Annotated in this window: 17 protein-coding genes; 8 read left to right on the top strand and 9 right to left on the bottom strand. The window is 70.7% G+C overall.

Annotation, left to right across the window (positions count from 1 at the left end):
* Positions 1 to 30: 30 nt before the first annotated feature.
* From L3Q65_RS16750 to L3Q65_RS16710, 9 genes are all read right to left on the bottom strand, one after another.
* Positions 31 to 1,812 carry an amino acid adenylation domain-containing protein gene (locus L3Q65_RS16750; protein ID WP_237600194.1) on the bottom strand — a complete coding sequence of 594 codons (1,782 nt, stop codon included), beginning with the start codon at positions 1,810 to 1,812 and terminating at the stop codon, positions 31 to 33.
* Entirely contained in the window at positions 1,809 to 2,645 is an 837-nt protein-coding gene (locus L3Q65_RS16745) for an acyl-CoA dehydrogenase family protein (RefSeq protein ID WP_237600193.1), read from the bottom strand. Before L3Q65_RS16745 ends, L3Q65_RS16750 begins: the two co-directional genes overlap by 4 nt.
* Positions 2,642 to 3,754 carry an acyl-CoA dehydrogenase family protein gene (locus tag L3Q65_RS16740; RefSeq protein ID WP_182895902.1) on the bottom strand — a complete coding sequence of 371 codons (1,113 nt, stop codon included), beginning with the start codon at positions 3,752 to 3,754 and terminating at the stop codon, positions 2,642 to 2,644. Before L3Q65_RS16740 ends, L3Q65_RS16745 begins: the two co-directional genes overlap by 4 nt.
* Positions 3,751 to 4,488: a thioesterase domain-containing protein gene (locus tag L3Q65_RS16735; protein WP_182895901.1), complete on the bottom strand. Its 738-nt coding sequence runs from the start codon at positions 4,486 to 4,488 to the stop codon at positions 3,751 to 3,753. The genes L3Q65_RS16740 and L3Q65_RS16735 overlap by 4 nt, the downstream gene beginning before the upstream one ends.
* A gap of 262 nt (positions 4,489 to 4,750) precedes the next feature.
* Positions 4,751 to 6,391 carry a DUF885 family protein gene (locus tag L3Q65_RS16730; RefSeq protein WP_182895900.1) on the bottom strand — a complete coding sequence of 547 codons (1,641 nt, stop codon included), beginning with the start codon at positions 6,389 to 6,391 and terminating at the stop codon, positions 4,751 to 4,753.
* 58 nt (positions 6,392 to 6,449) lie between these two features.
* Positions 6,450 to 7,706 (bottom strand): ATP-grasp domain-containing protein, encoded by a 1,257-nt coding sequence (locus L3Q65_RS16725; protein ID WP_182895899.1) that lies wholly within the window; start codon positions 7,704 to 7,706, stop codon positions 6,450 to 6,452.
* Positions 7,707 to 7,764: 58 nt separating this feature from the next.
* Positions 7,765 to 8,034, bottom strand: a complete 270-nt coding sequence (locus tag L3Q65_RS16720; protein WP_182895898.1) for a hypothetical protein — start codon at positions 8,032 to 8,034, stop codon at positions 7,765 to 7,767.
* Positions 8,035 to 8,940: 906 nt separating this feature from the next.
* A complete protein-coding gene (locus L3Q65_RS16715; RefSeq protein ID WP_182895897.1) occupies positions 8,941 to 9,699 on the bottom strand; it encodes a response regulator transcription factor in 759 nt (252 codons plus the stop codon).
* A 207-nt stretch (positions 9,700 to 9,906) separates the two neighbouring features.
* On the bottom strand, positions 9,907 to 11,112 hold the full coding sequence (locus tag L3Q65_RS16710) for an MFS transporter (protein ID WP_182895896.1): 1,206 nt from the start codon (positions 11,110 to 11,112) through the stop codon (positions 9,907 to 9,909).
* Between the two features lie 1,060 nt (positions 11,113 to 12,172).
* On the opposite strand from L3Q65_RS16710, the gene L3Q65_RS16705 reads away from it, so the two are divergent.
* From L3Q65_RS16705 to L3Q65_RS16670, 8 genes are all read left to right on the top strand, one after another.
* Entirely contained in the window at positions 12,173 to 13,054 is an 882-nt protein-coding gene (locus L3Q65_RS16705) for a nitroreductase/quinone reductase family protein (RefSeq protein ID WP_237600192.1), read from the top strand.
* Positions 13,055 to 13,896: 842 nt separating this feature from the next.
* Positions 13,897 to 15,444 carry a sugar transferase gene (locus tag L3Q65_RS16700; RefSeq protein WP_182895894.1) on the top strand — a complete coding sequence of 516 codons (1,548 nt, stop codon included), beginning with the start codon at positions 13,897 to 13,899 and terminating at the stop codon, positions 15,442 to 15,444.
* Between the two features lie 157 nt (positions 15,445 to 15,601).
* Positions 15,602 to 16,213, top strand: a complete 612-nt coding sequence (locus tag L3Q65_RS16695; RefSeq protein WP_182895893.1) for a malonic semialdehyde reductase — start codon at positions 15,602 to 15,604, stop codon at positions 16,211 to 16,213.
* A gap of 145 nt (positions 16,214 to 16,358) precedes the next feature.
* Positions 16,359 to 18,386 carry a threonine--tRNA ligase gene (thrS, locus tag L3Q65_RS16690; protein WP_182895892.1) on the top strand — a complete coding sequence of 676 codons (2,028 nt, stop codon included), beginning with the start codon at positions 16,359 to 16,361 and terminating at the stop codon, positions 18,384 to 18,386.
* Entirely contained in the window at positions 18,383 to 18,925 is a 543-nt protein-coding gene (locus L3Q65_RS16685) for an HIT domain-containing protein (protein WP_037815627.1), read from the top strand. The genes thrS and L3Q65_RS16685 overlap by 4 nt, the downstream gene beginning before the upstream one ends.
* A gap of 50 nt (positions 18,926 to 18,975) precedes the next feature.
* The gene (locus tag L3Q65_RS16680; RefSeq protein ID WP_182895891.1) at positions 18,976 to 19,506 is read left to right on the top strand and encodes a MarR family winged helix-turn-helix transcriptional regulator; all 531 of its coding nucleotides are present in this window, start codon (positions 18,976 to 18,978) and stop codon (positions 19,504 to 19,506) included.
* 100 nt (positions 19,507 to 19,606) lie between these two features.
* Positions 19,607 to 20,254, top strand: coding sequence for a phosphatidylinositol phosphate synthase (gene pgsA / locus L3Q65_RS16675; protein ID WP_182895890.1), 648 nt, complete (start codon positions 19,607 to 19,609; stop codon positions 20,252 to 20,254).
* Positions 20,251 to 21,153: a phosphatidylinositol mannoside acyltransferase gene (locus tag L3Q65_RS16670; protein WP_182895889.1), complete on the top strand. Its 903-nt coding sequence runs from the start codon at positions 20,251 to 20,253 to the stop codon at positions 21,151 to 21,153. Before pgsA ends, L3Q65_RS16670 begins: the two co-directional genes overlap by 4 nt.
* Positions 21,154 to 21,155: the final 2 nt, after the last annotated feature.

The raw sequence follows: 21,155 nt of genomic DNA, 5'->3' as shown, positions 1-21,155 counted from the left end.
CCCCATGCCTGGAGCGGTCGCGGGCCGGCGTCACTGCCCGGCGACCGCCGATGGATCCGGGGTCTGGCGGACCTCGCGCAGTGCCGCCGCGATGCCCGCGACGGTCGGGGTTTCGAAGAGCACCGCGATCGGCAGTTCGGGCGAGTGCTTGCGCAGGATGTTCAGCAGCCGCAACGCTTGCAGCGAATTGCCGCCGAGTTCGAAGAAGTCGTCGCCCGCCGCGGCCCCGGGCACACCGAGGATCTCGGCGAAGGTGCCCGCGACGAGTTCCTCCTCCGGGTCGCGCGGAACCTCCCCGGCGGGCCGGGCGGTCTGCTCGGGCAAGGCCAGCGCGGCCTTGTCCACCTTGCCGGTCGGCCCGAGCGGAAGCCGGTCCTGCGCGACGACGTGCGCGGGGATCATGTACTCGGGCAGCACTTCGGCCAGGCGCGCCCGGACTTGCCGGCCGTCGACCGAACCGGGCGTCAGGAAGGCCGCGAGCGCGAGATCGTCCCCGTCGCCCACCGTGGTCAGCACGGCTCGCTCGACCTCGGGGAGCGCTTCGACCGCCCGCTCGATTTCGCCGAGTTCGATGCGGAACCCGCGTACCTTGACCTGGTCGTCGGCCCGGCCGACGAACTCCAGCGCGCCGTCGCCGCGGCGGCGGACCACGTCGCCCGTCCGGTACATGCGGCCGCCGTCGAACGGGTTGCCGACGAAGCGCTCCCGGGTCAGCTCCGGCCGGTTGAGGTAGCCGATCGCGAGTCCCGGCCCGGCGATGTGGAGTTCGCCCGCCTCGCCGTCGGCCACCGGGCGTCCCCGCGGGTCGAGGATGTAGAGCCGGGAGTTGGTCCGAGGGAAGCCGATCGGGACCGAGGCGGCCGGGTCGTCCGGCAGGCAGTCCCAATAGGTCGTGTCGATCGAGTACTCGGTGGGGCCGTATTGGTTGTGCAGCCCGGCTTTCACGGTCGCGAAGAACCTGCGGGCCAGTGCCGGGGAAAGCACCTCGCCCCCGGAGAACACCTCGCGCAGCGACGGGCAGCCGCCCAGTCCGGGCTCCTCGTCCAGCAGCGCCTGGAGCAGCGCCGGGACGACCGCGAGGCAGGTGACCTTCTCCGCACGGACGAGATCGGTCAGGTACCGGGGGTCCTGCCCGTACAGCGGGTCGGCGACGACGAGCCGCCCGCCCGTGGTCAGCGGGATGAAGATCTCCCACAACGAGACGTCGAAGCTCAGCGCGTGGTGCAGGATCACGGCGTCCTCGGGCCCGGAAGGGTAGGCGGTGCGCTCCCACAGGACCCGGTCGACGATGCCGCGGTGCGGGATCTCGACGCCCTTCGGCTTGCCGGTCGATCCGGAGGTGTAGATGACGTAGGCCGTCTGCTCCGGCGAGATCTCCGTCGCCTCTTCCCGCGCGCCGGGGGAGCCGAGGACGTCGTCGAACTCCGCCATCGCGGTGCCGGGCACCGACGGCAGGCCGGCCCCGGCGTGCAGGACGACCAGGGGAAGGCAATCCTCGATCATGAAGCGCAGCCGGCTCTCCGGGAACTCCGGATCGAGCGGCACGTAGCCCGCGCCCGTCTTGAGGATGCCGAGGATGGCGGCGACGGCGGCGGCGGAACGCTCGATCGCCATCCCGATCAGCCTGCCGCGGCCGGCCCCGCGCTTGCGCAGCCCCGCCGCGATCCGGGCCGCCTGCCCGTCCAGTTCGGCGTAGGTCCAGGTCGCGTCGGGCGCGGTCACGGCGATCGCCTCGGGCGTCGCCGCGGCCTGCTGCTCGACCAGGTGGTGCAGGCCGATGGGGGGACCGCCCGGGCGGCCGGTGCTGGTCATCGGGAACCTTCCCTTCGGGTTGAGCCCGCCCGTCGCAGCCGGGCGGCTGTTCCGTGGCGGACGGAGAATGCGCAGGCTTTGCGGTAGAAGCGCTGGGCGTGCTGATCGGACCGGAGCCCGAACGCCCCGTGCAGGTGCAAGGCGGCGGCGGTCGCCTCGACCGCCAGTTCCGCGCTCGCCGCGAGCAGCCGGGAGGCTTCCCGCACCGGATCGGTTTCCGCCTGGCCGGACTCGATCCGGGCGGAGAGGTGCTCGCCAAGCGCGTGCACGGCGGTCAGCCGGGCGGTGAGCGCGGCCAGCTGGAAGGCGACCGTCTGGTTGCTCCCGATCGGACGGTCGAATTGCACCCGGTCCTGCACGCGCCGGACGGCTGCGTCGACAGCGCCCTGTGCGAGGCCGCAGAGATAACCGGCGGTCCGGCTGCGAAGCCGCGCCAACGTCAGCGTGCAGGCTGGGCAGTCAGCCTCCTCGCAGACGACAAGCCCGGTCGCGGGGCCATTGTCGACGGCGTACAGCTCTTCGTCGTCCAGCAGCGAGCGCAGGGGGCGGCGAGTGACATCGTCCTTGTTGTAAAGAACCAACTGCGGACCCACTGCAAGCAGCCACTCGGCCGGGCCCACGGCGACGGTCTGGCCGGGCGCCCCGGGGATCAGCACCGCGACGGGAGACTCTGGCCGTGCCCGCATCGCTTCGTCGATGTCATGGCTCGCAAGGGATTCAGCGGCGACAGCGTGCTCGATGGGCGCGTACGGGGCGCCGGCGATTCCGCTCTCGTAGGCGGACGAGTAGCTGGACACCACTTGCCGGGTCTCAACGTCGGTCTCGGCGCTCATGACGCCACCTCGAGACCGAGGCTGGACGCGATGATCCCCAGCATGATTTCCGAGCCACCGGCGGAAAGAGTGAGCCCGGGAGCCTCGCGGAGCATCGCCACCGAGGCGTCGTCCGCCGGACCGCCGGCATCCAATGCCAGCTGCGCCACCTTGACGCACAATTCGCTGTTGAACCACTTGGCCATCGCCGCCTCCTCGGCGTTCAGGTCGCCTTGCTGCTGGCGCTCGACCATCCGCCACGCCAGCACGCGCCCGGCGGCGGCTTGGGTCCGCAGACTCGCCAGGCGATCGGAGAGAACGGGGTCGTCGAGGGCTTCGACCTGCCTGGCCGCGATCTCCAGCCAGCTGGTGGCCTTGGCGATGTAGTCGACGCCGGTCCGCTCGATCGCGAGAGCGGCGGCCAGCACGAACCAGCCGCCGTCGACCGGTCCCAGCACGTCGGAGGCGGGGACGTGCACCCCGTCCAGCAGCACCTCGTAGAACGGGTCGGGGTAAAGCGATTCGACCAGGCTCACCGTGACGCCGGGATCGTCGAGGGCGACGAGGAACAGGGTGATGCCCGCCTCGGCCCGGCCTCGCTCGGAAGTCCTCGCGGCCACGACGGCATAGCCCGCGCGGCGAACCTGTACCGCGTACCACTTGGCCCCGTACAGCCGCCAGCCGTCCTCGACCCGCTCGGCCCGGGTCCGCAGCGACGCGAGATCCGATCCCGCCTCGGCCTCGGTGTAGAGAACCACCATCGTGGCGAGGCCCGCGGCGAGCGAAGGCAGGAAGCGAGCCTTCTGCTCGGCGTCGGCCACGAAGAGCACCAGCGCGCCGGCGTTCGTGATCGTGTTGATGAAGGGCATGTCCGGGATTCCGTGCGCGGACAGCTCTTCTTGCACGATCGCGGCGTGGGCCGAGGTCGCGTCCCGCCCGCCGTAGCGCCGCGGCCAGGCCGGGGCGAGCATCCGGTGCTCGCCGAGCAGCCGGTAGGTCTCGGCGGGGAAGCGGTCCTCGGCGGGCGTGCCGGCGAGGGCGGCCAGTTCGGCCCCGACCTCCGGCCGGGCCAGCAGGCCGCGCAGCTCTTCCCGGAAGCGGTCCAGTTCGGGGTTCGGCGTCGGGTTCATCGGAGGTTCTTCCCCGCGGCGATCAGCGTCGGCTTCGCGAATCGGGTCAAGGCGCCCACGTGCGGTGTCCTCATCAGCTCGTAGTGGTCGGCGGGCAACCGGCGCAGGCGCAGGCGTCCCGTCGTGTGGTCCTGCCAGCGCGGCGCGTCCTCGTTGTCCTTGCGGGCGACGACGACCAGGTCGTTGGCGATCCGCTCCGGCGGCCGGTAGGCGACCTGCGCCCGGCAGTGCGTGCGGAACACCTCGAACCTGCTCGCGCGTTCCTCTGCGGTGCTGCCGCCGGCTCCGGTCGTCTTGGCCAGCTCGGTCTCGAATTCGGCGGCGAGCGCGGCGTCGTCGACCGCCCCGACCCCCGGGAGCGGGGTGTCGATCAGCAGCAACGGACCGGTCGCGCGCCCTTCGGCCGCAAGCCTTCTCGCCATTTCGAAGGCGACCAGCCCGCCGAACGACCAACCGCCCAGCAGCACCGGGCCCGGCGGCACTTCCGCCAGGTAGCGGGCGGCCATGGTCTCGACGTCCTCGTCCAGCACGCCCCCGTCCAGCGCCGCCGGCAGGAAGGCCGCCGTCGCCAGCTCGGGCGACAGATCCCCGGCCAGCCCGCGATAGCAGGCCACCGACCCGCCCGCCGGATGGACCAGGTGCAGCACCGGAGTCCCCGCCGCCGCCCTCGTCAAGCCGACCCGGCAGCGGTCGCGGGGCGGGCTCTCCGCCGGTGCGCTGTCCACTTCGGACATCAGAAACCCCTTATGAGTGCAGGAAAAGGACCGGCGGCGGCGTCGGGAGCCGCGCCGAAGGAGCCGAGCATCGGGCCCGGGCCCGGGCAGGCCGGACCCGCCGGACGCCAGGAAGACGACCGGGCGGGACCGCAGACGCGGTGCGCGTCCCGGCGGGAGCGGAAGTTCAGGCGGTGGCGTTCGCCGGCGTTTCGCCGGACGGGGCGTTCGTCGTGATGTCGTTCCCCCTCTTCTCACCGGCGGGCCGGGCCCGCCTCCCGGATCAGCCGGCCAGCCGGTCGGCCGCGCCGAGGTGGTCGTCGAGGCCGAGGAGTTCCCAGCGGAGCAAGGCCGCCGGGACGTTGCCCTCGAGCCAAAGGCGTTCGTGGAACGAGCGCAGATCGAAGCGGTCGGACCGGTGCGCGCACGCGGCGAGCAGGCTCAGGATCTGCGCCTTGCCCGCCAGGTAGCTGAGGCCCTGGCCCGGAGTGCCCGCGAAGAAGGCAGCCTCCTGCCAGGCGGTGGGCCGGTCCATCGGCACAATGTCGGCGAGCTGGTCCGCGGCCTCGTCGATGGTGAGCGTGCCTTCGGCGAGCCGGATGTCCACCTCGACCCGCAGCGCGCGCAGCCGCATCGAGTTCGCGATGAACACGGCGCTGTCGGGCATGTCGTCGAGGAGGCCCGCTTGCAGCAGCAATTCCTCGTTGTAGAACGCGATGCCCTCGTTCGGGATGGAGTCATGGAAATGGCGGCGCACCGGATTGGGATGCCGCCACGACAGCGCCGACTGGAAGGCGTGGACGGCCTCGTGGGTGAGGCCGATGCGCGGATCGCGGGACTTGGCTTGGGCGAAGTAGGACATGCCGTCGCGGGGCGGGTTCATGTAGCAGACCGCGTCCTGGGCGGGACGTTCCAGCGAGCCGATGTCGTGCGTGACGCCGAGCCAGCTCAACGGAGCGAGGTAGGACGGCATGGCGGCGAAGGTGTAGCGGCGCAGGTCGTCCGGCAGCCTGAGCAGGTCGCGGTCGGCGTAGAAAGCGCGCACGGCGGACTCGTCGGCCCGCAGCTGCTCGACGATCTCGTCGAGGGTCCGCGGCGGGAGGCGTTCGCCGTGCGGCACGCGTTTCCGGAGGATCGCCTCGGCCGCGACAGCGCGGTTGAACTCCTCGCGAGCCAGGTCGCGAAGCTGGCCGGCGGAGTAGGGCAGCAGGGCGACGTTGTGCAGGAAGTACCGCATTCCCTCCGGCCCGACCACGGCGTCGCCGTCGAACGACTGCGAGCCGAGCCAGTCCCGGTACGCGTCGAGAGCGCGGGCGGCCTCCCCTGCCGCGGCGGGCAATTCGGCCGTCTCCGGCAAGGAATCGCCTGCCGCGGCGAGGAAAGCGGCCAGTTCGGCCATGGCGAGTTCGACGTCCGCGGCGGCCGTGGCCAGCCCGCGCAGCGTCTGCTCGGCGAACGGGGCGGCGGCGTGCCCCGGCAGGTTTTCCCGCCCCTGGCCGAGGACGACGGGAACGTGCCGGAGGTTCCGCACGAGGTCGGCGACCCGCTGCCGGTCGAACGGCGGCGGCATCAGCAGCAGGTTGAAGATCTGCAGCAGCGCCTGTTCGACGTAGAACCCGGGGTTGCGCTGCCAGCCGCGCAGCAGGTCCAGTTCCCAGTGGACGCGGGCCAGCGCGGAGCCCAGCAGCCGCCCGTCGACCTGGACGGAAACCGGTTCGCCCGACACGTCGACGGCCTGGTGCCGTTCGGTGTAGTCGGCCAGTGCCAGGCGGCGTTTGGCGACCGCGCTCGCCGACCAGTCGGCGAGCCAGCCCGCCGGCCGGTCCACGCGCGGGACGTCGTCGCCGGAGTCGGGCTGGGTCTGGGTGCGCCACCCCCGGAATTCCGCGGCCAGTTCCGCGAGCGCGTGGGCTGCCTCGGTCATCCGATGCCTCCTTTCCGGGCGGGGGCGGACGGTTTTCGTGCCGGGCCGACGGCGCCGGTCACCGGAGATCAGTTCCCGGAACGGGTTCGAAGCCCACCTTGATCGCGTCGGCCGCGTCCTTCGCGGCGGCTGCGGCGGACGGTCCGTCCGGAGCGACTGCGATCGTGTAGCCGAGGCGGTCGTAGCCCGCGGCCTCTTCCGGAAGGACCGCGCCGGGCTCGACGAACTTGTCCGCTTCCGTCACGTAGGGCATCGACCGGGCGTCCTCGACCCCGTCGAGGGAAAGAATCCGGCCGCCGGGGCTCGCCACGAACACGATGGCCGCGCCGCGCTCCGGGGCGGGCGGTTCGCCGGGGTCGGCTCCGAGGTGGATGTCGAGCAGCGCCGCGTGCATGTCGTACCCCGTCGCCATCTTGACCAGCCGGGTGATCTGGTCGCCCGCGAGCCGGCAGTTCACCTCGACCAGCCGCGGCCCGTCGTCGGTGATCATCAGTTCCACGTGCGCCGCGCCGAAGTCGTAGCCGATCGCCTCGAGCGCCTGCACCGCGACCTCGCGGCAGGCGGCCTCCGCCTGCGGGTCGAGAGACGCCGGGACGGTGTGCCCGATCTCGTAGAAGACGGGCGGGTCGAGCAGCACCTTGTCGGTCATCGCGACGACCCGGGCCCGCGAGTCGGCGACGATCACCTCGACGCTGATCTCCCGCCCGTGCATGTACTCCTCGACCAGGACCGACGGGAGCTTGGGCTGCCCGACCTCGTTGTGCGTCCAGGCGAGCAGTGCCTTGGCGTGGTCGGCGACCTCCTGCGCGTTCGCGCACAGCTTGACGCCGTAGCTGCCCGAATCGTCCAAAGGCTTGACCACGCAAGGGAATCCGACGTCGGCCGCGGCCGCCTCCTCCGGCGTGGCGGCCAGCACGAACCGGGGGATCGGCACCCCGGCGGCCGCGCTCAGCTGGCGTCCGCGCGACTTGTCCCGGCACGCCCGGACCGCCTCGGGATCCTGTCCCCGCACCTTCAGCAGCCGCCCCGTCCGCGCGGTGGCGAACATGTGGAACTCGCTCGCCGAGAGCAGCGCGTCCGGCCGGTGCTCGAGCCCGGACAGGGTCGCCGCCACCGCCTCCGGGTCGTCGGTGTCGCAGTTGACGACCTGGTCGAAGACGTCCATGGGGATCTGCTGCTGGCCGGGCTGCCGGTAGAAGTCGAGGTCTTTGGCGACGAGGGTGACCTGGTAGCCGCGCTCCTTGGCGACGCGCATCACCTCGTAGCCGCTGCCCGTCCGGTTGGTCTCGAGGAAGGCGACGTGGACGCTGGTCATCGGGGGTCCTCTCGTTCGGTGGCCTGGCGAGCGTGGCGGGGATACGGCGGAATCGGGGTCAACGTCTGGTCCGGAAGAGCCGAGCCGGGCCCGCCGCCGACCGGATGGCGCCTGCGAGACGCTGCTCCCAGGTGGAGCTCGCGTCGGACGCGGGAACGGTGATCCGGCAGGCCCGGACCAGTCCGTCCCGGTCGGCCGGGTCCAGCACGACGACCCCGATCCGCCGGTGCGTCCACATCAGGCTCAGGTATCCGGCCAGCAAGTCCGGTTCGGGCACCAGCAGTACGTCGACATCGGCGAGATCGGCTCCTTCGCACACGATCGTCATGTCCGGCCACTCTCCTGCAAGTCGCTCGACAATGTCGCGGTCAAGGGTCGCCATGCCGGCGACAAGGACTCGAATCGGGCTCATCGGCGTGCACCGCCTCAGCTATGGCCAGTCTGGTGGTGTTCCGGACCGACGGCATGAATCCCCGGGGTCAACATTGGGCCCAGACGGGATCTGGATCCCCGCCTGGGCCCCGGACCGGGGAGCGAACAGGTCATGGTGTTGCGTGGGTCCGCGGCGGCCGGGAGGAAACCGGACCGCGCGGATTCGGCGCTGGGGAACCGGATCCCGGCTCGCGGCAGGACGGAGCCCGGGCATCCGGATCGCGGAGTGCGCCCGCCCGTGCGGAAACCGGCGGGGCTCGGGGAGCGTTCACCCGAGCCCCGCCGGCGGATGCGCGAGCGTCCGCGGCGCGGATGTGCGCGCGCCGCAACGGATCCGGGATCGGCGGAGTGCAGCGGAAAGGACTTTCTCGTTCCTGCTGGCACATTCCCAGTGGCAGAGACGGTGCGGACCGGCCTGGCGCGCGATCGTCGGCGGCGCCAGCCCGGTACGCGGTCGCTCTAGCGGGGCGAGCGACTCAAGGCGGACCGGCGGGGGAGGGCAGATCCGCGCGGCAGCACCAGCCCGCGGCCGATGTTCGGGACCCAATCCCGTTGCAGGACATCATGATCGGCCGTACCTCCCGGCCGCTGCCGCCTGCGAACCGTCTCGTGTCGCGGAATGCGCCGACCGGAGAGATCGCCCGCTTCGGGCTGTCGGCGGCGAAAAGTCCGACTCTGTCCATTGTGGACTTATTCGCCCGCGCACGGCTCGCCGGGGCGCCAGCGCTGCCGCGCGTGCCTGTCCTGGGGTGCCTTGTGCGACGTGTGCGAACACCACGGCCTCCGCCTCAACCGGTCTCGGTCACAGCGATTCTGCTGACACCCGCTCCGGCGGGCATGAACCCTCCCGATCTGAAATGGATCTCTTCGAGGATCCGGATCCCGTCTCGGCCAGCCGGTGCTTGCGGACCATGGCCGCCGCTTCGGCCCGTCCCCGGACGCCGAGCTTCTCCAGGATCTTGTGCACGTGATTCTTCACCGTGGTGAGCTGGACGTGCAGCATGCCCGCGATCTGCTTGTTGGACAGGCCGGATTCCAGCAGCACCGCGATCTCCTGCTCGCGCGCGGTGAGCTGCGGCAGGGAAACGGCCCGGCGTTCCCTGGCCAGCGCCGCCAGCCGCTCCACGAGCCCGGCGGCGACGTTCCCCTTGCACGCGAACTCGCCGCGGGTCGCCGAGCGCAGGGTGTCCAGCAGATCGGTGAAGGAGTTCTCCGTGGTGACGTAGCCCGCTATCCCCGCTTCGGCGAACGACACCACGTCGGCCGTCCGCTCCGGGATCCCCATCACCACACAGGGAACGTCGCTGAGCCCGGCCAGCCGGTGCAGCGTCTCCAGCCCTCGGCTGCCCGCCATGTCGCCGGTCATGTCGAGCAGCAGGACGTCGACCCTGGACTGTCCTGGCAGCGTCACCGCGGTGTCCGCCTCGGACGTCGCGGCGACCAGTTCGAACCCGTCCTCGACGTCGAGCAGGTGAGCCAGCCCCTGGCGGTAGATCCGTACCTGGGACACCACAACGACTCTGATCGCCTGTTCCGTGCCCGGACCCGCCGTGCCGCTCATCCGCCCCTCCCGTGTCCGACGTAGCCGTTGTACCGCAAACGTTTTCGAACATGAACCCCACTTCGCGCCGCCCCGGTTCCCGGTGCGGGCCCGGCCGTGCGATGCTCCGGGGTATCGCGGGGCGTGCCGAGCGCTGCCCGTGCGGGCGCGCCTCTGTGCGCGACGCGGCCGTCCTGGCCCGCGCCGACTTGGTCGCCATGGTGCGAATCAGCTGTCGAGGGGCTGCCGGTTCCGCTCCGCCGCGCCGGGCATCGACACGGTGGAGCCGAAAACGGCGACGACGGTCAGCACTCCGCACAGCCACCAGACCCCGGCGGGCCACACGGCCCACAAGGCGACGCCCAGCGCCGGGCCGGCCGCGTAGCCGACCTGGGTCGCGAACTCGGACAGCGCGATGTAGCGCCCGCGCAGCCGCGGCGGCGCGATCCGGCCCGGGTACGCCGTGATGGTAGGGGTTCCGACCATCTCGCCCGCGGTCCACACGAGCGTCGCGATCACGAGCACCGCCGCCGACGGACCGGCCAGGTAGAGCATCATCCCGGCGCCCACCAGGATGTTGCCGACCGCGACGGTCGCCCGGTCGGTCATCCGCTGGACGAACCTCGTGATCGGCAGTTCCAGGCAGGTGATCACGAACGCGTTGATCGAGAGCAGCGCGGCGTAGAAACCGGGGGAGTGCCCGGACGCCGTCACGTGCAGCGCCAGCGTCGAAATGCTCTGGATGTACACCATCCCGCCGAGGATCATCGCGATGTTGAACACGATGAAGCGGGTGTCGGACAGCACGGCCAGATAGGACGGCGGCCGCCCGGGCCGGTCCGGCGATTGCTCCGCGGCCGCTTCGGGGTCTCCGGACGGCGCCGCGTGCGCGACGTCCGAGTGTTTCGGCAGGCTGAACGCGAGCAGCCCGAACGCCACGAGAGCGATCGCGTTGCAGTAGAACATCGCTTCGTAGGAATAGGTGATCAGCAGCGCGCCGAGCAGCGGACCGGCCACGGTGCCCACGTTGTAGGCGAGCCGGTAGGCGGCGAACACCATGATGTGCCGCTCAGGCGGGGTCAGGTCGATCAGCAAAGCCGACGCGGCCGGGCGGTAGGCCTGCGAGGTGAGGCCGACGGCCCCGACGACGCCGACCACCGCCGCGATGTTCGTCAGGTGCGGCAGCGCGACCGTGAGCACGCCGGCGACGAGCATGGAGCCGACGATCGTGTGGCGGTAGCCGAGCCGGTCGCTCACCGAGCCGCCGATGATGACGCCGACCACGGTGCCGACGCCGAACGCTCCCAGCGCGAATCCGGTGCTCGCCGTCGAGAACCCGCGGTCGGTCAGGTACAGCACCAGGTAGACCTGGAGGAAGCTGCCCAGCCGGTTGATCAGGGTGCCGATCAGGAGCAGCCAGACGGGCCTCGACATTCCCCGGAGCGTCTGAATGACGGAAGGGTGCTCCTCAACGGCCATCGTGGCTCGCGACCTCGCAGGTCACCGGGATCGGTGATCGCCGAATGCGAACCGGCGCCGTTGTCGCCATGGCACGGAGCGCACTTCGCGGGCTCGCGGAATCATTCCGGTCAAGTGATTGATGCTGACGCATGGTCCCCCAATGGTTGCCTTGCAAGATATTGCCATGCAAGCTGACTACGGGTCAATGCTCGGGATTTTCCGCAACGCAAGAGGCTTTCGGGACCTGATTTCGCTGATTGATGTTGCTGGCGCTCATGGTTTCGTGGTTTTCCGAAGCAGGCGGCGGGTGCGGGCGCAGCGGCGGGCCGCCCGTGCGGCAAGGGGCGAATCGGTCCTTGCTCCGGCGCGGGCGCGCCCTTTCCGATCCGAGTGTGCGGGCGGATTCAGTGCGGTGCAACGATTTGTGTCCGGACAGGAAGATCTCGTGCCCGGAATCATCGGCTGGAATCGCCAGGCGCGCCGTCTCGGGCGGAGAGAAGATCAAGCGTCGCGGGAACTGCTCGGCGCTCGCCCCATTCCGCTGCGCCGCCGCACATCCGGTCCTCGAATGGCGCCGACGCGGCGGAAGGGCGCGAGGGGAGCAGGCCGCTGCGCCGAACGGCCCCGAATACGCGTTGCCGCTCGTGCATTCGCCGATCGCGAAGTCTTTCCGCGCCGGTCAGTACGCCAGGCGGAATACGCTGCGCGCCGAATGGCCCCACGCGCTGCGCCGCGTGCCGATGACCTTGTCCGACGCGTCGCGTTCATTTCCTGTTCGGCGGCCGTTGGCCCGGACCGCCCGGGGGCTGTTTGCCGGGCTTCCGCCTTGTGCTAACTTAGCCCCGCGCCCCGTATGGGCCTACGCATGGAGGTAGCGGCTAACCAGCCAGCACGGAGATCGGGTTTTCCGTCTCTCGCAGTTCCGCGGATCCGTCGACCGGATCGCTGCGCCATGCCTTGTGCCTGCGGGGTCTTTTTCGTGTCCGTTTTCCGTGCTCGACTCCTCCTTTCCGGAAAAACCGAAAGGAATTGTGTGAGCAACGATTTTCACTCCCGCCTGATCGCCGAGTTCCGGGCGAACCGCGGCGCGCTCGGCGGCAGGTTCGAAGGCTGGCCGCTGGCGGTGCTGACGACGACCGGCGCGCGGACCGGCCTGCGCCGCGAGGTGCTCCTCGGCTACCTGGAGATCGACGGAAACGGGGTGGTCGTCGCCTCGGCGAACGGGGCGGACCGCCACCCCGCCTGGTACCGCAACATCCGGCGGAACCCGATGGTGACCGTCGAGGTCGGCGGCGACACCTACCAGGCGATGGCCGCCATTCCGCAGGGGCCCGCGTACGAGAAGCTTTTCGCCAAGGCGGTCGCGGAAGCTCCGGGTTACGGCGATTACCAGGCGAAGACGACCCGGGCGATTCCGGTGGTCGTGCTGCATCGCATCGACTCGCGCGTGAAAGGCATGGGCGACTGGCTTGTCGAAGTGCACCGATGGTTTCGCGCCGAGTTGCGGGCGCTGCGGGAACAGGCGGACGCATTGGCCGGGGGCCGCACGGCCGCGATCGTGCGGCCGGAACCGGATTTGGCTCAGGAGATGCGGACCCGCTGCCTCGGCTTCTGCACCGCGCTGCGCAGGCATCACGTCGGCGAGGACTCGGCGGTGTTCCCGTCGCTGGCCGAGCAGTTCCCCGCGCTCGCGCCGGTGATCGCGCGACTCGCCGGGCAGCACCAGGTGGCGGCCGGGCTGCAGGACTCGATCCGCGAACTGGTCGACGGCTTCGTCCCGGGGGAATCCGACCCTGCGCGGCTGCGCGCCGAGCTGGAGCGGCTTGCCGGGGAGCTGGAGGCGCACTTCGAGTTCGAAGAGGAAGCGGTGGTGACTGCGCTCAATGCGACGGCCGCCGCACCGCCGACCGACTGAACCGGAACATCGGCGGCGGTGTGCCGGACTGGCGGCGCATCCTGATCTCGAGGGGCGAGCCCGTGCTCGGCGCGGCACCGGGGGCCGGCGGTTGCGTGCTGAGCTGGGGGCGCACTTCGATTCTGAGGGCAAGTCGCGTTCAACGTGACGGCCTGCTGAAGCGGGGCATCGGCGCCGTTCCGGGAATCGGCGGCTGCGCGGCGAGCTGGCGCCGCGTTCCGATGCCGAGGGCAAGCCGCGCGGCACGCGCCCGGCGCCATCGGGGTGTCCAGTGTGGACATGATCGCGGCGAGAACACGGCGCCAGTCCGGAAAAAACGCGCGACCGGGCCCGGGCCCGGCGGCGGAGGGCGCCCACGAATGGTTCAGACCACCCGAACGGTCGCAAACCGGGAGGTCCTGCGCATTCCGGCGTGGAGTGCGCTGCGGGCAAGGGAAATCGGCGAGTCGGCGGAGAGCTTCTGCCCGAACGGCGGTTGGGGCGGGCGCGGGCACGCGCGCTGACCCGTGCGGGGGAGCTGATTCGGCTGCGGGCCCGCTGGGCCGTTCGGTGTAGGTAGTGGGAAACTTGACTACTGCGGGTAATTTCTGTTGCCAGGTCAGCGTGACCCATCGTGACATTCCCGTTATCTTCCCGGTGCTTCCTGACGGGAAAGACGTGCAGGCCGTGGCTGGAAAATCTCTGTAACACCGCTCGCTGACCACCCGATACCTTGGCGAGTGTCACACCTTCGGCGATGTGGAGCCGGACCGCCCCGTGATCACTGATCGTGATCGTCGGTCCTGACTCAGCGTGCCGGTGGCGAATCAGGTCCGGGGAGCTTGCGTAGCGCGGGAGGACTGATGGAAGAACCGGTGCGGCCATGGCCCGCGGACGGCGTCGCGCTGCCGAGGGTCGACCTGAGAGCGGTCCCCGCACCGCCGGTCGACGTGGCGGCGGCGCCCGCCCGCGCCGCCGGCGACCGGCTCGACCCCGCCACGGTCTGCCCGGCGGAGGGCGATCCGCCGAAAACGCACGCCGCGGAGTGGGAGAAGCGCTACCGCAGGACGGTGATCGCGTCGGATCTCGTCGCCGCCTGCGCGGTGATCGCGATCAGCGCGTTCGTCATCGACCGGCTCGCGCCGCACGACATGCACGCGTTCGGCACCGCGTTCGCGATCCTCTGCGCCCTTCCGGTCAGCCGGGCCTGGAGCGCGCGGGTGCTGGGCGAGGGCCCCGAGGAGTACCGCACGCTCGGCCGGGCGCTGATCACCGCGGCGGTCCTGGTCGCGTTCGGCGGGCTCTTGTTCGGCGCGCTCGAAGTGCAGCCCTGGGTGTTCTTCGTCGTGCCGGCTGTCGCATTAGTGCTGTTCCCCCAGCGATACGTGCTCCGGCAGATTCTGCACCGGAGACGGCGGCGCGGGCTGTGCCTGCTGCCGGTGATGGCGGCGGGCAGCGCGGAAACGGTCGCGGACCTGATCAAGCGGACGAGGACCGAAGCGCACGTCGGATGGCGCGTCGAGGCGGTGTGCACGTCCACCGGGACCGGGGAGATCGAAGGGGTGCCGGTCGTCGGGCGGCTCGAGGAGCTTTCCCGGCACGTGCGCCGCGGCGGGTACCGCGTCGTGGCCATCACGGCCGACCAGTACTGGAATCCCGAGCGGCTGCAACGGCTCGCCTGGGATCTCGAAGGCACCTCGTCGGAAATGGTCGTCGCGCCGATGCTGATGGAGGTCGCCGGGCCGAGGCTCAACGTCAGCGGGGTCCTGGGCATGCCGCTGCTGCGGGTGACCGCACCCGCCTTCACCGGCGGACGCCGGTTCGTCAAAGAGGTCGTCGACCGCTGCGGCGCGGCCTTGCTGCTGGCGCTGTTCTCCCCGGTGCTGCTGGCGATCGCGGTGGCGGTGAAAGCGGGCGACCGCGGTCCGGTGATCTACCGGCAGCGGCGCATCGGCAAGGACGGCGAAGCGTTCACCATGCTCAAATTCCGCACCATGGTCGTGAACGCGCATTTGATCCGGCACGACCTGGAGAAGGCCAACGAAGGCGCGGGGCCGCTTTTCAAGATGAAGAAGGACCCCCGGGTCACGAAGGTCGGCGGATTGCTGCGCCGGTATTCGCTCGACGAACTGCCGCAGTTGTTCAACGTCGTCGCCGGGCGGATGTCGCTGGTCGGGCCCCGGCCGCCGCTTCCCGAGGAAACGGCGACGTACGCTCCGGCCGCGCGCCGCAGGCTGCTGGTCAAACCCGGGCTGACCGGGCTGTGGCAGGTGAGCGGGCGCAGCGATCTGTCCTGGGACGAGAGCATCCGGCTCGACCTGCGCTACGTCGAGGACTGGTCGCTGGCGCTGGACCTGGTGATCCTGTGGAAGACCTTCCGCGCCGTCCTCGCCGGGCAGGGCGCCTACTGACCTGCGAAGATCCTTCCGGCGGCGGCCGCCGGTCCGAAAACGGCCGGCGGCCGCTCCCGTGCGCTGGGTCACATCGGCGGGATCGGCGAAATAGTCAAGCGTTCAACCATGTTGGTGCCGTGCGTAGGCGACAGCACGGGAAGGAACGCCGAAACCGATGACTACTTTCGCAGAGTCCCAGCAGCTGCAGGTGCCCGCCGAGGTGCAGGACCTGCTGTTCCGCGAGGCGCGCACGGCCAACAGCTTCAGCTCCGAGCCGGTGACCGACGAGCAGGTCCGCGCGATCTACGACCTCGTCAAGTGGGCCCCGACCTCGATGAACACCCAGCCGCTGCGTGCGCTGGTGATCCGCAGCGACGAGGCGAAGCAGCGCCTCCTGCCGCACCTGGCCGAGGGCAACCGCGCCAAGACCGAGGCGGCGCCGCTGACCGTCATCCTCGCCGCGGACGTCGACTTCCACGAGAACATTCCGCAGACCTTCCCGCACAACCCCGGCGTGAAGGACAACTTCGCCGACGAGGCCGGCCGCGTCGAGTTCTCCAAGCTGAACTCGCTGCTGCAGGTCGGCTACTTCATCATCGGCGTGCGCGCCGCCGGACTGGCCGCGGGCCCGATGACCGGGTTCGACGCCGCGGGCGTGGACAAGGAGTTCTTCTCCGGCAACAACTGGCGTTCGCTCGTCGCGGTGAACGTCGGCAAGCCGGGCGAGAACCCGTGGTTCGACCGCCTGCCGCGGCTCGACTTCGAGCAGGTCGTCGAGACGCTCTGACCCTTCCCGCATCGCCGAGAGGCCGCCCCGCACGCCCGGGGCGGCCTCTTGGCGTCCGCGGGTGACGGCGGTCGAATCGGCGAACCCGCCGACGGCTAGCATCAGCGGAAGCCGTTTCAGTCACATCTGCAAAAGGAGTCCGATCGTGTCCCAACCGTCGTCAGCTGCCGCCGTACCCGCCCCGCGCGTGGTGGTGCCGGCGGGCACTACGGCGGGCGCCGCGGTGCGCGAAGCCGGGCTGCCCACCAAGGGCCCGGACACGATCGTCGTCGTCCGCGACGCCGACGGGAAACTGCGCGACCTCGCGTGGGCCCCGGAAGCCGAGGCGCAGGTGGAAGCGGTCGCCGCGAACACCGAGGACGGCCGCAGCGTGATCCGGCACTCCGCCGCGCACGTGCTCGCCCAGGCCGTGCAGCAGGAATTCCCGGACGCCAAACTCGGCATCGGCCCGCCGGTGCGCGACGGCTTCTACTACGACTTCGCGGTCGAAAAGCCGTTCACGCCCGAGGATCTGCAGAAGCTCGAGAAGCGGATGAAGCAGATCGTCAAGGGCGCGCAGCAGTTCTCGCGCCGCGTCTTCGCTTCGACGGACGAGGCCAAGGAAGAGCTGAAGGACGAGCCGTTCAAGCTTGAGCTGGTCGACATCAAGTCCGATGTGGACACCACCGAGGTGATGGAGGTCGGCGGGGGAGAGCTGACCATCTACGACAACCTCGACCCGCGCACCAAGGAACGCGTGTGGAGCGACCTCTGCCGCGGCCCGCACGTGCCCACCACCAAGTTCATCCCGGCCTTCAAGCTCACCCGGGTCGCCGCCGCGTACTGGCGCGGCAACGAGAAAAACCCGCAGCTGCAACGGATCTACGGCACCGCGTGGGAATCGGCCGAGGCGCAGGACGCCCACCTCGAGCGCCTCGCCGAGGCCGAGCGGCGCGACCACCGCAAGCTCGGCGCGGAGCTGGACCTGTTCTCCTTCCCCGAGGAGATCGGCTCCGGGCTGCCGGTGTTCCACCCGAAGGGCGGCATCATCCGCCGCGAGCTGGAGAACTACTCGCGCCGCAGGCACGAGGAAGCCGGCTACGAGTTCGTGAACACGCCGCACATCTCCAAGGGCGACCTGTTCCACACCTCCGGGCACCTGCCGTACTACGCGGACACCATGTTCCCGCCGGTGCAGTTCGAGGAAGAGGACTACTACCTCAAGGCCATGAACTGCCCGATGCACAACCTGATCTTCCGCTCGCGCGGGCGGTCCTACCGCGAACTGCCGCTGCGGCTGTTCGAGTTCGGCACCGTCTACCGCTACGAGAAGTCCGGCGTCGTGCACGGCCTCACCCGCGTGCGCGGCCTGACGATGGACGATTCGCACATCTACTGCACCAAGGAGCAGATGCCGTCCGAGCTGCGGTCGCTGCTCAAGTTCGTGCTGGACCTGCTGGCCGACTACGGCCTGTCCGACTTCTACCTCGAACTGTCCACGCGAGGGGACTCGGACAAGTTCATCGGCGAGGACTGGGAGTGGGAGGAGGCCACCGAGACGCTGCGCCAGGCCGCCGTCGACTCCGGCCTCGAACTGGTCCCGGACCCGGGCGGCGCGGCCTTCTACGGCCCGAAGATCTCGGTGCAGGCGAAGGACGCCATCGGCCGCACCTGGCAGATGTCGACCATCCAGCTGGACTTCAACCAGAACAAGCGCTTCGGCCTCGAGTACACCGCCTCCGACGGCAGCCGTCAGCGGCCGATCATGATCCACCGCGCGCTGTTCGGCTCGATCGAGCGGTTCTTCGGCGTGCTGACCGAGCACTACGCGGGCGCGTTCCCGGCGTGGCTGTCGCCGGTGCAGACGGTCGCCATCCCGATCACCGCCGACCAGGTCGAGTACCTGCGCGACGTGGAGAAGGCGTTGCGCGCCAAGGGGATCCGCGTCGAGGTCGACGCGAGCGACGACCGGATGCAGAAGAAGATCCGCACGCACACCACGCAGAAGGTGCCGTTCCTGCTGCTGGCCGGCGCGAAGGACGCGGAGGCGGGCGCGGTGTCGTTCCGGTTCCGCGACGGCGGCCAGATCAACGGCGTCCCGGTGGACCAGGCGGTCGAGGCGATCGCCGAGTGGGTCGCCCGCCGGGAGAACGCGTCGCCGTCGGCCGAGGCCGTGGAGAAGATCCTGAAGTGACCGAGCCGGAACTCGTCGAACAGGACGGGGTCGGGGTCCCGGACGCGCTGCAGCGGCTGTGGACCCCGCACCGGATGGCCTACATCCGGGGCCAGGACAAGCCCGAGGGCGAGGAGTCCGACGGCTGCCCGTTCTGCCGCCTGCCCGGTCTCGGCGACGACAAGCGCGCGCTGATCGTCGCCCGCGGCGAGACCGTGTTCGCGGTGCTGAACCTGTACCCGTACAACCCGGGTCACCTGATGGTGGTCCCGTACCGGCACGTCGCGGACTACCCGGACCTCACGCCCGAGGAGACGCGCGAGCTGGCCGAGTTCACCCAGCACGCGATGGGCGTGATCCGGGCGGTCTCGGCGGCGCACGGGTTCAACATCGGGATGAACCAGGGCGTGATCGCCGGGGCGGGCATCGCCGCGCACCTGCACCAGCACCTGGTGCCGCGCTGGGGCGGCGACGCGAACTTCATGCCGGTGATCGGGCACACGAAGGTGCTGCCGCAGCTGCTCGGCGAGACCCGCGACCTGCTCGCGGGCGCGTGGTGAGGCCCGTCGCGCAGCGGTAATTGAGTGCTCAACCAGCGTATGATGACGATATGTCCGAACCACGCTGGCTGACCGACGACGAGCAGCGGGTCTGGCGCGCCTACGCCCAGGCCAGCTCGCTGCTGCAAGCCCACCTCGAAGGACAGCTGCAGCACGAGTCGGGCATGCCGCACACGTACTACGAGGTGCTCGTCGCGCTGTCCGAGGCGGACGGGCGGCGGCTGCGGATGAGCGAGCTCGCGTCGGTGCGCGGTTCGTCGCGCAGCCGGCTGTCGCACGCGGTCGCGCGGCTGGAGGCCAAGGGCTGGGTCCAGCGCGAGTCGTGCCCCACGGACAAGCGCGGGTCGTGGGCGGTGCTCACCGAGGCCGGGTTCGCCGCTTTGAAGGAGGCCGCGCCCGGGCACGTGGAGGCGGTCCGGGAGACGCTGTTCGACCAGCTGAGCGCCGAGCAGGTGCGCCAGCTCGGCGAGATTTCCGAGGCGATCCTGGCCGGGCTGCGGCCCAAATGCCAGGCCGTCCGGGAGGCCGAGGAGGCGGCGGAATTCGCCGCGCCGGTCGTCGAACTGCCGAAATCCGGCTGACGTTCCGGCGGGTCGCGGGCGGGCGGGTCCGGTTCGGACAGCGGGGTCGATAGGCTTTCGTCGCCCACCCGCCCCCGAATCAGGTGCACAGACGAGGAAGATGCTCAACATTTTCGCCCGTGCCTCGGTCTCCCGCGTGACGGACCCGATCGGCGCCGCCCTGGTCCGCGCCGGACTGACCCCGAACGCGATGACCGTGCTCGGCACCGCGGGCGCCGTCGCGTGCGCGCTGGCGTTCTTCCCGCAGGGGATGCTGCTGTGGGGCACGTTCACCGTGTGGGGCTTCGCCATGCTCGACCTGCTCGACGGCGCGATGGCCCGCGCCCGCGGGTACGGCACGCCCTTCGGCGCGGTGCTCGACGCGACCTGCGACCGGCTGGTCGACGGCGCGCTGTTCGCCGCGATCGCGTGGTGGTGCTTCGTGCAGGACCACAACAACCGGGCCGCGGCCGCCGCGCTGATCTGCCTCGTGCTCGCCCAGGTCATCTCCTACGTGAAGGCGCGCGCCGAAGCGTCCGGCCTCGAAGCCGACGGCGGGCTGGTGGAACGCGCGGAGCGGCTCATCATCGCCCTCGTCGGCACCGGGTTGCACGGGCTGGGCGTGCCCTACACCGTCGAGATCACGCTGTGGCTGCTCGCCGTGCTGTCGGTGGTCACGCTGCTGCAGCGGGCGGCGGCGGTGGCGAGCGCGGCGCGGGCGGCCGCGGCGAAACAGGCCGGCTCGTCGGCGGGCGGGGCGCAACCGTGAGCACACTGTCCCAGCGGCTCAGCGAGTTCGGCTACGCGACGGGCTGGCGGCTCACGCGGCGGCTGCCGAAGTCGTTCGGGTCGGCGACGTTCGCCTTCGGCGCCGACATGGCCGCGCGGCGCGGCGGCGGGGGAGTGCGGCAGCTGCGCGCCAACCTCGCCCGCGTCGTCCCGCAGGCGGGCGAAGCGGAGCTGGACGAGCTGGTCCGGCGCGCGATGCGGTCGTACGCGCGGTACTGGTTCGAGACCTTCCGGCTCCCGGCGATGGACCACGCGGCGGTCGCCAAGCAGGTGACGGTGACCGGCGCGGAGAACATCGACGCCGCGCTCGCCGAGGGCAACGGTGCGGTGATGACGCTGCCGCACAGCGGGAACTGGGACATCGCGGGAGTCTGGCTCGCCAGCTACGCGGGCACTTTCACCACGGTCGCGGAGCGGCTCAAGCCCGAATCGCTGTACCGCCGGTTCGTGTCGTTCCGGGAGTCGCTCGGCTTCGAGATCGTGCCGCTGACCGGCGACAGCGCGGCGATGCGGCTGCTGCTGCGGCGGCTGCGCGAAAACAAGGTGGTGGTCCTGCTGGGGGACCGGGACCTGACGTCGTCCGGGATCCCGGTGCGGTTTTTCGGCGAGCAGACGCACCTGCCGCCCGGCCCGGCGCGGCTGGCCGCCACCACCGGCGCGGCGCTGCTGCCGACCGGCTGCTGGTTCACCGAGGACGGCTGGGAGATCCGGATCCACCCGCGGATCCGCGTCACGCAGCGCGCCGAGGTGCCGGCCGCGACCCAGGCGCTGGCCGACGTGTTCGCCGGCGACATCGCCGCGCATCCGGCCGACTGGCACATGCTGCAGCCGTTCTGGCCCGCCGATTCCGCGGCGACGGCGCTGGAAGAAGCGAGCTGACC

It is taken from the genome of Amycolatopsis sp. FU40 (assembly GCF_021903635.1).
Classification (GTDB): Bacteria; Actinomycetota; Actinomycetes; order Mycobacteriales; family Pseudonocardiaceae; genus Amycolatopsis; species Amycolatopsis dendrobii.
Note: the sequence above shows the minus strand (reverse complement) of the source record. Positions and strands in the feature narration are given on the sequence as shown.